General features: G+C 63.1%; 8 protein-coding genes. All 8 read left to right on the forward strand.

The genetic code is table 11. The annotated features are described in order from the left end of the window. Window positions 1–286 precede the first annotated feature (286 nt). On the forward strand, window positions 287–796 hold the full coding sequence (locus tag HMPREF2749_RS01960) for a histidyl-tRNA synthetase (protein ID WP_246823485.1): 510 nt from the start codon (window positions 287–289) through the stop codon (window positions 794–796). Between the two features lie 244 nt (window positions 797–1,040). Next, the gene (gene tpiA, locus HMPREF2749_RS01965; protein WP_005509126.1) at window positions 1,041–1,817 is read left to right on the forward strand and encodes a triose-phosphate isomerase; all 777 of its coding nucleotides are present in this window, start codon (window positions 1,041–1,043) and stop codon (window positions 1,815–1,817) included. A 271-nt stretch (window positions 1,818–2,088) separates the two neighbouring features. Then, complete coding sequence (locus tag HMPREF2749_RS01970) at window positions 2,089–2,553, forward strand: hypothetical protein (protein ID WP_049342829.1); 465 nt, start codon at window positions 2,089–2,091, stop codon at window positions 2,551–2,553. 108 nt (window positions 2,554–2,661) lie between these two features. After that, window positions 2,662–2,919: a preprotein translocase subunit SecG gene (gene secG / locus HMPREF2749_RS01975; RefSeq protein ID WP_049334137.1), complete on the forward strand. Its 258-nt coding sequence runs from the start codon at window positions 2,662–2,664 to the stop codon at window positions 2,917–2,919. 169 nt (window positions 2,920–3,088) lie between these two features. Beyond that, on the forward strand, window positions 3,089–4,498 hold the full coding sequence (locus tag HMPREF2749_RS01980; RefSeq protein ID WP_070593254.1) for an SWIM zinc finger family protein: 1,410 nt from the start codon (window positions 3,089–3,091) through the stop codon (window positions 4,496–4,498). A gap of 69 nt (window positions 4,499–4,567) precedes the next feature. Next, window positions 4,568–7,318, forward strand: a complete 2,751-nt coding sequence (locus HMPREF2749_RS01985; RefSeq protein ID WP_070593256.1) for a DUF6493 family protein — start codon at window positions 4,568–4,570, stop codon at window positions 7,316–7,318. A 79-nt stretch (window positions 7,319–7,397) separates the two neighbouring features. Continuing rightward, window positions 7,398–10,373 carry an endonuclease gene (locus tag HMPREF2749_RS01990; protein WP_070593258.1) on the forward strand — a complete coding sequence of 992 codons (2,976 nt, stop codon included), beginning with the start codon at window positions 7,398–7,400 and terminating at the stop codon, window positions 10,371–10,373. Between the two features lie 493 nt (window positions 10,374–10,866). Further along, the gene (locus HMPREF2749_RS01995; protein ID WP_070593260.1) at window positions 10,867–13,509 is read left to right on the forward strand and encodes a TerD family protein; all 2,643 of its coding nucleotides are present in this window, start codon (window positions 10,867–10,869) and stop codon (window positions 13,507–13,509) included. Window positions 13,510–13,540: the final 31 nt, after the last annotated feature.

Genomic DNA, 13,540 nt, shown 5'->3' on the forward strand with positions numbered 1-13,540 from the left:
GTGCCCCAAACGGGGGAGAAGTTACCCATCGATAAGTTCTTGAAGACCGGTGAGGAAGAGTACGCTTTCCTCTGTGCGGAGCACCTGCGCGGCCGCTGGGTGCTGGTGGAAGACGATAAGGACGCCACGCCGCTGTATCCTCCGGGATTCTCTCTCGAAGGGCTAGAGGTGTAAGATCCCATCTTCCCGGTAACCGCACGATATCACCGATAACCACACCAACCACCCTAGGAGACATATGGAATAGTCGCCCCAGAACCCCGGCGTGCCCGCGCAGGCTAGCACCATGCAGGGCAGCCCCTTGCCGGAGAATACTGCGCAGAACAATGCCACAGAAAGCACCACGGTAGAAGCTACTGCAGTACCTACCGCAACCGCCCTCCAAAGCCCCGAGCATGACCCGGCTCTAGCAAGCACCGCATCCGCAGCTCCCGCCGAGGCGGTAGCACCCGCGCCCGCAGAGCCTAAGCGCATGGGCCTCTACTCGCTTATCTGCCTCCTGGTTGCGGTTCCCCTTGGAGTGTCTATCGGCGGGATACCTCTAATGTCGCTATACCTGACGTACACGACAGGGCCTAACGCGCCCCTGCTGATTATTGCGAGCATCATTATCTGGGTGTGTATCGCCTTCGCATACTGTGCACTCGTCACCTGGATTACCGAAGCAATCGCCACCCGTAAGATGCCCTGGGCACAGTCCCTCGGCTTATGCGCACGAGTGATGGCACTCGAAGCAATCATTATCGCCATTACCTTTTCTTTTCTGCTGTCCGCTCTCAACGGCGGCAGGTACTAACACACCGTAGACAAACACCACCGGCAGAATACCGGCAGGGTAGAGCCCCCTAAGCTCCACCCTGCCGGTACTTCGTATCCGGGGTTCCACACGATCAGCGAGCGCGGGGTGAGAATAGTCAACGCAAAGCATAAAACCACGCCGAACCAGTGAAAATATGCCGCCAACCCTCTAAAATAGAAAAGGAAAATTCCGAACAACAACCCCGCCCGGTATACCGCGCGGGAAAGCTAAGGAGCGAACTATGTCGCGTAAGCCCCTCATCGCAGGCAACTGGAAGATGAACCTCAACCACGCAGAGGCAGTCACCCTCGTCCAGAAGCTCGCATGGACCCTCGACGACGCAAACTTCAACTTCTCCGCAACCGAAGTAGCCGTCTTCCCGCCCTTCACCGACATCCGCTCCGTGCAGACCCTCGTCGAGGGCGATAAGCTGGACATCCTCTACGGCGGCCAGGACCTCTCCGTCCACGACTCCGGCGCATACACCGGCGAAATCTCCGGCGCATTCCTCTCCAAGCTCGGCGCAACCTTCGTGCTCGTCGGCCACTCTGAGCGCCGCACCTACCACCACGAAAGCGACGAGCTGTGCGCAGCAAAGGTCCAGGCAGCATACAAGCACGGCCTGACCCCCGTCCTCTGCGTCGGTGAGCCCCTCGAAATCCGTGAAGCAGGCACCCACGTCGAGTACACCCTCGAGCAGCTGCGCGGCTCCATCGCAGGTCTGACCGCAGAGCAGGCAGAAACCCTCGTCATCGCATACGAGCCCGTCTGGGCAATCGGCACCGGCAAGGTCGCAACCGCAGACGACGCACAGGAAATGTCCGCAGCAATCCGCGCAGAAATCGCTAAGCTCTACTCCGCAGACGTTGCAGAGAAGGTCCGCGTTCTCTACGGCGGCTCCGTCAAGTCCTCCTCCGCACCCTCCATCATGGGCAAGGAAGATGTGGACGGCGTGCTCGTCGGCGGCGCATCCCTGCAGGCTGACGAATTCGCAGCAATCGCACGCTTCGACGCATAAAACCCCGACGCACCACAGCGTCTCATAGCGTTACAGCGCCCGGCGGGTACCCACCCGACCGGGCGCCGCGCCTTTTAACCGCGCTTCTTTACGGGTGCGTCTCCGTAAGTCTGTAAGCTTCGGTAGCAAAGTGGCGGGGAGTTGCGCTCAGGGGAGTCCCACTAACCGGCTATGCGCGGCCGGCGGGCAAGATGCCGGGGGTGTTCGCCCCTCGGCGCAAAACCCATCCGGAACGTGCCCGCCGCACGGTTCGCCCCGTACACTTAACGGCATGTTCAGCTTCGGATTCTCCCTCATCATCGCAGGCCTCATCGGCACGATGCTCTTCCTCTACATCCGCAACCGCAGGGTCAGCGCCCCGCGCCTGCCCGGCAATGACGGCGGCAACCTCGGCTACGCGGGCGGCGAAGAGTACAGGGAGCCCTCGCCCGAATACCAGTACTTCGAGAGCCGCCGAGACGAATTCCTTGATTGGCTCTACAGCCGCACCTCCTCTCCCGAAATTCCCGTGACCCTCACCCTGCGCGACTGGGTAGACCAGGGCTTCTACGCCGGAGGAGGCGCCTACTGGGCGGCCGCGCAACAATTCACCTACTACCTCATCGACGGCGGGTACGTGCGCGCCTACGACACTGAAGGCGATGAGCTCACCGCCCAGCGCGTGCTCACCGACCGGCCCGCGGCCCTGCAGCTGACCCCCAGCGAGTACCAGCGCCGCACTAACCGCGCCGCCTAAAAACCTAATCAACGTGACCGGACGGCGACGGTAGCGTATAGTTAAACCGTCTGTCTGCAATGCGAAAGCCGCAGACCCCGCCCGAAGAATGACTACAGGAAGGTCCCCATGGACGTCATCATGAACGTACTCATGGTCATTATTGCCATCACCAGCGTGATTGCAGTGCTGCTCGTGCTGCTCAACCGCGGTCAGGGCGGCGGCCTCTCCGACATGTTCGGTGGCGGTATGACCAACTCCCTGAACTCCTCCGGTATGGCGTCGAAGAACCTGATTCGCCTGACCGTGACCGTAATCGTCATCTGGGTTATCGCAGTGGTCCTGTACGGCCTGGCCCTGCGCTTCAACGGCCAGATCGTCGTCTAGCCTGAACCCACCTTCACGGGTGAACGGATAGAGCTTCTCCCCGGCACTTCTCAACCGAGAATGTCGGGGATTTTTTATGCACCAAACGGCAATGACGAAAGCGGTAGCGGGGTGCGAATCTTTACGGCATGATAGGACGTATACACCACATACGAAAGGCAAAGAAGCCATGAGCGTCTACACCCTCGACTACACGTACACCGCCCCGTCAGCCCTCATCGACGGCGCCGACTCCCGCGCGCTCAGCCTCGCCACCAGCGGCGGTAGCACCCCCGAAGGTGCCGCCGCTCACCCGTACTTCTTCTCCGGGTTCCTCGAACGAGCAGACGTCTACGCCACCGCACTACTGGTCGTCGCCAGGGTCGCCCGCACCCGCTTCTACGTGCCGCCCAGCTCCCTCGCCGGAGCCCTACGCGCCGCAGACCCCGTCGTCACCAGCACCGCCGAAGGCCTACGCTTCGAATCCTTCAGCGCCTGCTGCGGAGTGTACGCGCGCCTCGACGTTGACTCCAGCGCACTCGACGCAAGCCACAGCGCCGTAGGCGTCACCAACGTAGACGTCAACCCGCCCCTGCGTGCCGCGCTTGCCTCCCTCAGAGCAGGGGAGCCCATCCACCTGAACGTCGGCGACGACGGGCTGCTCACCACCACCCTTGACGGCTCCGTCATGGAAGAAAAAGTGCCGCTGCCCATCCGCTGGCTCAAAGGCTTTGCAGAAACGCAGATGCTCTCATCCCGCATGAGCCCGGTGCACAGCCTGGACGCTGCCGCCGCCCGAACCTTCATCCACTCCCTGCCGCGTAACTCCAGTACCAAGGCGGTCCTGTGGGCGACCCGTGCGGTGCGTTCCCTGCGGCTTGCCACCCGCGCCACCGCCGGATCCGTATGCGTGGCGGGCCCCGAGCGTCTGCGCGTGCTTGAGCCGCTCATCCGCCACATTCAGCGCCTGGACGCGTACAGTGAGCCCGTGAGCGCCGGTAACGCGCCCGTGCCCAGCGTGTGGGTGGCGCATCTGCCCGGCGCACGCCTGAGCATTGGTTTGAGCCCTGAAAAGTCACGCGGGTTCTCCGGTGAGGGATCCGTGCTGCAGGCGCTGTCTAACCCGAACACCGCCCAGAACGCTGACATGCTCAGCGTGCTGCTTTCCTTCGAGCCGCGCATTGACGTGCCCGTCATGTCTGCCCGCGCCGGCCTGGATGAGGCGGCAACCCGCGACGCCCTCGCCCTGCTGGCTTCCTCCGGTCAGGTTGGTTTTGACGTGCACGCTGGCGAGTATTTCCACCGCCCGCTGCCCGTGCATCCGGAGGCACTGACCGCCATGCACCCGCGCCTGGTCGGCGCGAAAAAGCTTGCCGACTCCGGCGCCATTGAGCGGGTCGGGGCGGGGGAACACGGCACCGGTGAGTACAGTGTGCGCAGCGGCGCGAACATGTACACCGTGGTGCTACCCGCCAACCCGTACGCCGTGGAGGGGTACCTCTGCTCCTGCCCCTGGTGGTTGAAGTACCGCGGTACGCGCGGCCCCTGCAAGCACGCCCTGGCGGTCAGCATTCTTTACCGCGAACACGCCGCCGGCTAGACACACCACGCACCGCACTAAAAGACGACGCCCCAAAAGCTCGCCTCAGCTTCCACCCGAAAGACCACCATGAGCAAACGCCCCGAAACGCACACCTTCCCCGAAGGGGTCATCACTGAGCCGCTCCCCGGCGAAGTCATTCACCCGCTCACCAGGCAGCAGAAAACCTGGAGCGACATCATGCACTTCAACCGCAATCTCGCCAATATCCTGGCGGTCGGCGGTACCCTCGAAGAGATTTACCGCCGCTGGCAGTACTTCGACATCACCACCACCCCCTACGGCTCCCAGCTCGGTAAAAACACGCCCGGAACCGTCACGCAGGACCGCGTTAAAGCCTACGCAGAGTTCGGCTGGTTCACCGGAGGCGTTGCGATGCGCCTAGCTGAGCTCTACGGCGGGGCGCGCCTCGAACACAACGAGGAATACTACACCGCCCTCATCAACTGCGACCGCGAGCTGATCCTCCCGCTGCTGCGTGAAGATCAGCAACTGCGTGAAGAGCTCATCTGGGGCATGCTCGCCGTCGAAGGTAACCGGGACGTATCCCTCACCCAGCGCGACTCCTACAAGCCCGCACAGAAGGTCAACAACCCCGGCTGGTCCTGCGCCCTCATCGAAGCCACCGAAACCGGGCTGATTAGCCGCGACCGCCTCATTGACGCGCTCTTAAGCTCCCTCATGAGCGACTTCCCGGCGTACCGGGTCGGCTGGTTCTCACGCCTGGTCACCGGGCTCAAACTCACCGCCGAAGAAATCGCGGCACGTCAGAGCGAATTTCTGACGCTTTTCTCCTCGCCCATCGGTCCGAGCGTAACCCTCGGCGTGCAGCATATTCACCGCCTCTGGAGCAAAAACCCGCAGGCGCTGGATGCCGCCGCCTTCGCCTACGCGGCACCCGCCGTATGCGCCGGAACCAAGGCAAACGCACTCAAAACCCTGAGCATGCTCCAGGCGCTTTACCGGGCGGGCACCCTCGACGCTGCCGCCTGCGAAGACGCGGTGGTCATGGCGCTCAGCCACACCCACGCGCAGGTTCAAGCCGCCGCCCTCACACACCTCGAAGAATGGGTGAAGGCGGGCGCCGCAGACGATGCGAGCGCTGAGACTATCGTGTTTGCCGAGCGCGCCCGCGAACTCTACCGCGACTACCGATCCCAGCTGGATCCGCTTGTCGTGGCGCAGATTCAGGAGAACGGCTCGCCGCTGCTAGAAGAGACGCGCGACCCGGAGAATGGACAGGGGAGCGGTGCGGAAAGCGCCCTCACTGAACCTGCAGGCATTGAGGCCGCCGCCTCCCGAGCCGTCATCCACCGGTACTGGGACACCCCCGTGCGCCCCGTTACCGCATCTGACGTGCAAGAACGCGCCCGTGCGCTCCTGCACCACCAGGTCGCGCCCTGCGCCACCCCCGATACGCTCAACGAAGCAGACCAGCCCGAAACGCACGCCGGATGCGAGCTGGAGCTGGAACTGCTCACCGCCTACCTGCTCAGTACCGACGGCACCGCGCAGAGCCCGAACCTGCTCGAACAGCTTGTTCCCCTCTGCCTGAAAAAGCTGAACCACTGGGGCCTGGATTGGTTCGACATGCGCGTGCATTTGACGGTTCTTGCCGCCGCCGGGAAGCTGCGTGAGCGCGAGCAGGCATCGGAGATGACCCAGAGGGAAGACCCCGGTACGGTGCCGAACCTGCACTACATGTACTCCCGTCACGCCGCGTTCTTCAGCACCGGCTTCAAGGATGCCCTCGGCGTGTTGAAGAGCAGGCAGAGCTACACGCCGCTCGCCACCCCTGAACTGTTCGGTGGGTGGGTGCATCCGGATACCCTGGTGCGCCGGTACGTCAAGAACCTGGCTGATGGAGCCCCCATCCTGCGCCCGGATTTCACGGCGGCGCTGTTGCGTGTGCGTGTGCCGGAGGTGTTGCCTCCGTACGCTACCGATGAGCAGCGACAGGACGCACAGAGCCGTCGCGCTGAGGCGCTGACCCTGCTTGAAAGCCTCGAAGAGCAATACGTGAAGAACGCCGATCAGGATGCTCCGCGCTCTGCCCCTACCCAGGTTCGTGTGCTCCGCTCCGCCCTCGACGGCACTCTCGCCACCGGGCGCGTCAACCCCTACCTGGAATCCATCACGGTAGCCCAGCGGGAAAAGAGCTGGGGCCTTCAACTGAACGGGGTGATGCACGGTGCTTCCACCCCGGAGCTGAACGCTTTCCGCGGCCTCGCCACCGCCCACCACGACGAAGAAGGACAGTACGCCCTGCTCTACCCCTCACGGGCAGAGCCGCTGGCTTTCTACTGCGCTAGCAGCAACTGGTACGTCTTGGATCACAGTGCCTTCGACCGAAGCCTGTATTTGGCGTTGGCGGCGCACCCCGGCGTGTGGGGTCCCGCCTGCGCGTTCGTGTTTGCCGCGGGCTTCTCGGAGCAGCGCGTCGAGATTCGTTCCCTCGCCGTGGAAATCATGCACCGCGTGCTGGACGACCAGCTCAGCCTTGAGGACGCCACGGCAGGGTTCGTGAACTTTGTGCCGCTGGCGATGCTGAACCGTTGGGCTCTCGCCCTGACCGACTTCGCCCAGCTGGATGCGCGGGCGGCGGTGCGTTTCTTCGCGCGCCTCATACCGCATCTGGATACCGGGGCGAACTCGCTCGGCAAGCTGCTGGGTGCTTTCAGCCAGGCGCTGGCGACTCTCGACCCTGCCACCCGTGCGGAGCTCGTGGATGAGTCGCTGCGTGCCTGGTTGGGTTCGCTGACTGGTTCTTCGCAGAAGGCGCGGTATGCCCGGAATATCCTCAAACAGGTGCAGGGCTAAAACGTTCATATCGCACCCGTTCAACACTTCCGTTCAACTCTTCACGACCATTCACCATCAACTCTGAAAGCAGGTACCGATGACTGATACCGCCCAGCCGCATAACCCTAGCGAGCACGGCGCCGGTGAGCACAACGCCGGTGGACATAACGCAGGTGAGCGTACCCTCGAAGAGCGCCGCGCCGCCCTCAAAGCCCTCATGGCGGCAGAATCAACTGACGTGCAGGAATACCATGCCGTCATCAGCGGCTCCACCGAGGAGGAACGCGCCTCCCTCGCCCGAACCCTCACCCCCAGGAGCGTGATCGGTAGCGACTACATTAACCGCACCCCGCTCGCCGCATACGTTGCCGGGGCGCTCGTGCGCACCCCCGACGGCGACCCGTGGGAATACCACCGCTCCGCCGGTCGCGCCATGCGCACCCTGCTCTGGGAAGGTAAACCCGATCAGCAGCTGATTGACGCGTTCCTGCTCGGCGCCACCGAACGCCCCGACGAGTGGATTCTGCGTTTTATTGAGGGCCTCCCGAACTCTTGGGCGCGCTCGAAGAAGATCTGGGAAACCTGCTACACGCTGCTTCGCGCCCGAAACCTGAGCTGCGATGCCCCCGAATACCTGGTCCTTTTCCTGCACGAAGCCCTGCCCTGCGTGAAGAAGGGCAGCGCCAGTAATCACGCCCAGCTCAAAACCTTCTTCACTCGCGATATGACCCTGCTCGACCAGGAGTTTTGGGCTGTCTTCCGCACCGAAGGGGTGCTCTTCAAGGGCTACGGCAACTACATGGGTGAAAGCGCGGAACTGTGCCGCCTCATGGGTGAGTACTTCGATATCCGCGACGAGATTCTGGACGCCCTGCTACGCGGCCTGACCAGCGATTTTAGTGCCTTCAACTCGGCGGCGTTCCACTCCGTCTACACCGACCTGCAGCCCACCGACGCAGAAAACCGGGCACGCTTCGGGCAGCTCATGGCTGTCCTCACCGCCGAACCGAGCGCATCGGTTGGTTTCGCCCAGACCATGCTGCAGAACGTGCTCAAAGCCTGCGCACCCGCCGCCCTGCAGAAGAACGAAAACGCAGAGCTGGCACCGCTCGAACAGGTCGAGCTGGAACAGCTCATCGACGCACTCTGCGCGAACCTCTACCGCACCGAAAAGAAGATTCAGCGCGGTGCCCTGCGCCTGTTCAAGCTCATCGCCACCCAGTACGCTGGTTTGAGCAAAGCCAAGCGTAAGAAGGCGCAAACCGCCGAGCAGCTGGCGCTTGCCGAATATATTGCTGAGCGCATCCTTGAGGCTTACGAGGTGCTGCCCCTGGAACTGCGCGGTGCCGCTGAAGCCTGCCTGCCCGAAGACCGCCTACCCCAGGCCGAAGAGGAGGAGGCGGCAAGCACCTCCATAGAGGTGCCGCCGGTGCTGTTGCCCGGCACCCCGCGCCATGAGCCGTTCACCCCCATTACGGATTTGAACGAGTTCTGCACTCTGCTGACTGAGGAGTCGAACACCACCTCCGGCCGTGTGGCGGGGGAGAAGAGCCCCCGCGCTGCTGGTGAGAACATGGCGCGTCTCTACCACTTTGCCGCGACCGACAAGCTGGCACCGGCGGAACAGCAGCAGCTTCGTACCCTGCGCAAAATTGCTGACCATTACAGCTACAACAACGTCGCGTACATGCCTGCGCTCTGCGCCGTGTTGGAAGCTAACGCCGAGGCCGCGGGATACAAGTCTGAGGAAATTTCCGAAATGGCTTCGATCATGCAGCGTTTTGAACGTAGCCAGCTGATATGGCGGCGCTCCAGCGACCATAGCAAGCTCATTTCTACAGAAGAGATGGTGCGCCTGGTCGTCCAGAATAAGCACCACCTCTGGGACCCTGGCTACACGTCGCTAGAAGGCTACCGTGACCTCTACAAGATCTTCCGCGAGCAGATGCGTGCCGTCGCCGCCGGGGGAGAGTACCACACAGAAGGTCGCACGGTGCGTCTGCTGAGCGCACCACTACCTGCCCGTCAGCTTACCTACAGCGACTGGACTTATCGCACTGTTTCTGCCCTGGATATCCCCTGGAGCGTCTACTATTCCGGCCTTAATGACAGCAAGGTTGAGGAATACCGTAAAGCTAGCCAAGCGGGAGAACCCACCGGAAAATTTGTTGCCGCCGACTTTGTTCGTCATGAACCGATGTGGCAGGTCGAGAGCGATATCGTGGATACCGTGGATGAGGCGCGCGAGGCGCTGAGCCACGCAACCGCTGGCATGAGCCCCGAGGAGGCCATCGCCTACGAGGTGCTGAACACCGCGTTCATTCCCTTCACCTTTTTGCCGAATGCTTCTGAATCATACGGATGGCAGGGCGACTTCATGACGGCGCTTACCGAGTGGGCATCCTGGCTACTTCAGAACAACCCGGACCTGCTCTCTGCATACTTCCTGTTCGCCGCTTCGCAGTGCATTGAGGAGAAGACCGTCACCCCCGTTCCCGTACTCATGCGTGCGTTGAGGGAGTCTACCGTGCAGGTGGGCGCCCCGACCTGCACTCTGCTCGGCTATGTGGCGAGCGCGAAGAATCCTGAGTACCGTCTGGCGGCGGCAGAGGCCATTGCGGCGCTCTTTGAGGCGGGCCTGCTGGATGCGTCAACCTTCGCAGAGACCCTGAAGTGGGCTCTGGAGGACGGGATGGTCCTTGCGAACCGCCTGGTGGCGACCCTGCGTGAGGTGTCGGGTATCGGTGTTCTGGCGGGTTGGCGTGTGCTGCAGGTTCTGCGTCTGCTGCTGCCGATGGTCGGTGAGCTGACGAAGGGCGGCGACTATGTGCGCCTGGCGGTTGAGCTTGCCGAACTGTACGGCACGCCGGTTGAGATTCCCGCCGTCCTGGAGCCGAAGATGAAGGGCTCTACCGTGCTGGCGAAAGCACTACGCGCCCTGGCTGCGGTGACCCCGCGCGTGACTGAGGAGGCGCTTGCCGCCCGCGAGGCCGCGCTTGCGCTACTGGGTGGAGAAACCTCGAGCGGGGACACCTCGGGTGGGGGCACCTCATCGGTAGGCGCTGAAGGGTAGCTCACGGTAGGGGAGTCATAGGGGAGCACCCCGTAACTGCGCCGCCGTATCTGCACCCCTACGCGCGCAACCCTGTGTACCCAACCTCGTGCACCCAACCGCACTCACCGCCCCGTGACGAAACGGCTTGACCACCGTCGCGGGGCGGGAGTAATCTATAAGTAATGGCGGATCATGAAGAGTCCTACTTTCTGAAATATCTTTTTCTTATATTTATCGGATTCTTCGCTTCCCGCCATTTTTCTTTTAACCCCGTTCCCACGCGGCCGGCAGGATAAGCGACCGACAGATAAGCGGCTGGTGGACAAGCACGCGGCGGATAAGCGCCGCCCAGGCTCCGCTTACGTAACCGCCTGTTGCCCCCGCGAATACACACCCCCGCAGGTCACCGATGACCAAACCCAGCGACAACCCGCACCCACGCCGCTACGATAAGAACATAGACACACCACCGACGGTGACAGTCGGGTGAGACCAACGGAAAGGACGACCCGTGACCACTCCCTACGACGCATCCCCCTACCTGCAGGAATCACCCTACATCAACGAATCCGCCTACCTTCGCGGCGAAGCGCCCGAGGGTCTCAGCCCCCTCGTGCGCCTCATCCTGATGCGCCGCTACGGCGTGTACGTCTTCACCGACCTGTACGGCCCCTACTACCGCTCGAACTACTCGAGCATTAACGACCTGCACCACTCCGGCGCATTCGACACCGACCTGGGGCGAGTATCCGTCCTGAGCAATTGCGGTCTGACCCTCAGCCCTGAGTCCCTCGCCCAGGCGCTGAACGCCAGCGCCAACGAATTTGCCCTGTTCGCGACCATCTGGTCCTACGAATACGGGTACCGCCCCGGCCGCGTGTTCCGCCGCGACTTTGATCTGCGCGCCCTGACGCTCACCGACGAGCAACGCTACACCGAGCAGATCATGCACTACCTCTCCAACCCGTACTACAACCCGGACGGCACCGAGCGCATCCTTGGCGGCCTGCCCGAGAACTACGTGCCCTACGAGTGGCAGCAGCCGATGAGCCGCTCCAACTTCACCAGCATGGAACGCAACCGCCGACCCCTGCAGATGGTCAGCGGCGTGCAGAACGCCCTGATCATGGCGGGTGCCCTCTACCAGCAGTTGCTCGGTCAGCAGCAGGCGTACAGCCAGACCGACCAGCGCGACCTTGTGGCGTTGCGCCGTTTCCTCGCCCAGCATGACGCGCTGCCGGGTGCCCATCCGGAGAACACCAACCGCGAGAACCGCGTGTTCATTGCCGCCTGCCTGCACCCCGAAGACGCTGAGCACTTGCGCACCATGAAGGAGGCGCTCGCCCTCGCCGCCGCATACTCGCGTCTGCGCTTCAACGGCACGGTGGGGGATCTGAGCCTGAGCATCGCGCCGCGCCTGAAGCTACGCCGTAGCGAACGCACCCGCATCGCTCACCTGCTCAACCGGGTACTGGAGGCTGACCCGGTTGGTGCCCGCTACGACAGCGCGCCCAATGCAGAGATGTACAAGCGCCTCGTCAAGGCAATTCACCCCGGCGACTACCCGTCACTGACCGCGCTGAGCCGCTGGGCTGACGACCTGTACTGCGGCGAGGTGTACAGCTTCGAGTCGCTGGTGGACCGCGCCTACGCAACTCGGGATGCGCAGAACGTGGCACGTCTGCTCTCGACCCGTCCCGGCGTGTTTGCACGCCAGCTGGTGCGCGCCCTGGATGCTTTCGAAGCGCCTCGCTACGGCATCGATACCGCACCGAGCCCCGGCCAGCAGGTCATCTTTGACGCGTTTGCCGCCGTGGCGCCGCGCGTTTCCGCGCCCATCCTGGTGCAGATCCGCAACCTGGTGACCCTGCAGCGTAACGCGCTTGCGAACCCGCCGAAGGAGCGCCCCGCCAACCCGGTGGCGGTGCAGGAGGACCGGGAGCTCGCCGACTACGCGCGCCGCAACCCGGAGGGCGTCGCGAGGGTTCAGAACATCATGCAGAACGCGGGCATCCCGAACCCGCTGGGCTCGTTCTTTGGGGATAATTCCGGCCCGGAGAACCCGCTGCCTTCTATCCCGGTCGGTTCCGAACCTGCCGCGAGCCAGCGCGAGGAGCGCCGCGCGGCGTCCGCTCAGAAGACTCAGCCTGCCGCCCCGCAGCGCATGAACCTGTCCAAGACCGGTATCGCCACCATGATTCCGGCGCGCGAGTACAGCCCGGTCGTGCTGGACCTGCTGGAGCGCCTGGTCGAGATTGGCCTGTCCGGCCGTCTTGCCGAGACCAGCATCTACCTGCCCGAGCAGGTGGGTGATACGATTATGCCGCTGAACACACGCAGTGCCCGCCCCTCCCTGGACGGTATGGGCCGCTACAACACCTCGACGGTGCACCTGCCGCCCACCGGCGTGATTCGCCTCTTCTGCTTCTGGGATGAGGGCGTGGACATTGACCTGTCGCTGATGATGTTCGACGCCGAAGGCAACTACATGGACAAGATCAGCTACTGGTCGCAGACCGTGAAGAACAGCCAGGGCGCCATTTACGCGCATCACTCGGGCGACATTACGGACGGTACCGGAGGCGCCTGGGAGTACATCGACATTGAGGCTCGCAAGGCGCTCAAGGCGGAGGTGTGCTACCTCGTGCCGGTGGTGCAGCTGTATTCCGGCTTCGGGGAGGCACACACCCTGGCCGCGGTGAACGACCTGCAGGCGGGCTTCATGGTGGTGCCCGCCGTAGGTGTGGGTGAGGTGCATGAGGTGAGCCAGGTGCACACCAAGTTCACCTTGCGCGCTGAGAGCCGCGGTGTGCTGCCGTTCATCGTGGACCTGCAGAACCGCGACCCGTACGACATCCCGGAGGAGACCGACGCCATCGTGAAGGTGACGGATATTGGTCTTGCCCACGGCATTAACGTGTTGCAGTCTGGCGCGAACATCACCGCCGTGCGTGAGCACTTTGACTGGGCGCAGCCCATGACGGTGCGCGAGTACCTGCAGCTGACCGGCGCGAAGCTCACCCCGAGCCCCGAGGAGGCGCAGCAAGTGCTGGAGGCGACGGTTCCGTCGCTGGCGGCACTGTACGTGGGCTTTGAGGCGGATGAATCTTCGGAGGAACAAGAGCCGCAGAATCCTGCCGCTACTGAACAGTAGGCGGGCGTAGCAAGAGTGGAGCCCCGGATAG

Origin of the sequence: Rothia sp. HMSC075F09, assembly GCF_001810515.1 — a bacterium.
Taxonomy (GTDB): domain Bacteria; phylum Actinomycetota; class Actinomycetes; order Actinomycetales; family Micrococcaceae; genus Rothia.

Bases quoted from the DNA above. Each gene is read 5' to 3' on its own strand.
- HMPREF2749_RS01985 (WP_070593256.1), top strand. From the start codon at position 4,568: ATGAGCAAACGCCCCGAAACGCACACCTTCCCCGAAGGGGTCATCACT.
- secG (WP_049334137.1), top strand. From the start codon at position 2,662: ATGGACGTCATCATGAACGTACTCATGGTCATTATTGCCATCACCAGC.
- HMPREF2749_RS01980 (WP_070593254.1), top strand. From the start codon at position 3,089: ATGAGCGTCTACACCCTCGACTACACGTACACCGCCCCGTCAGCCCTC.
- HMPREF2749_RS01990 (WP_070593258.1), top strand. From the start codon at position 7,398: ATGACTGATACCGCCCAGCCGCATAACCCTAGCGAGCACGGCGCCGGT.
- HMPREF2749_RS01970 (WP_049342829.1), top strand. From the start codon at position 2,089: ATGTTCAGCTTCGGATTCTCCCTCATCATCGCAGGCCTCATCGGCACG.
- HMPREF2749_RS01960 (WP_246823485.1), top strand. From the start codon at position 287: ATGCAGGGCAGCCCCTTGCCGGAGAATACTGCGCAGAACAATGCCACA.
- tpiA (WP_005509126.1), top strand. From the start codon at position 1,041: ATGTCGCGTAAGCCCCTCATCGCAGGCAACTGGAAGATGAACCTCAAC.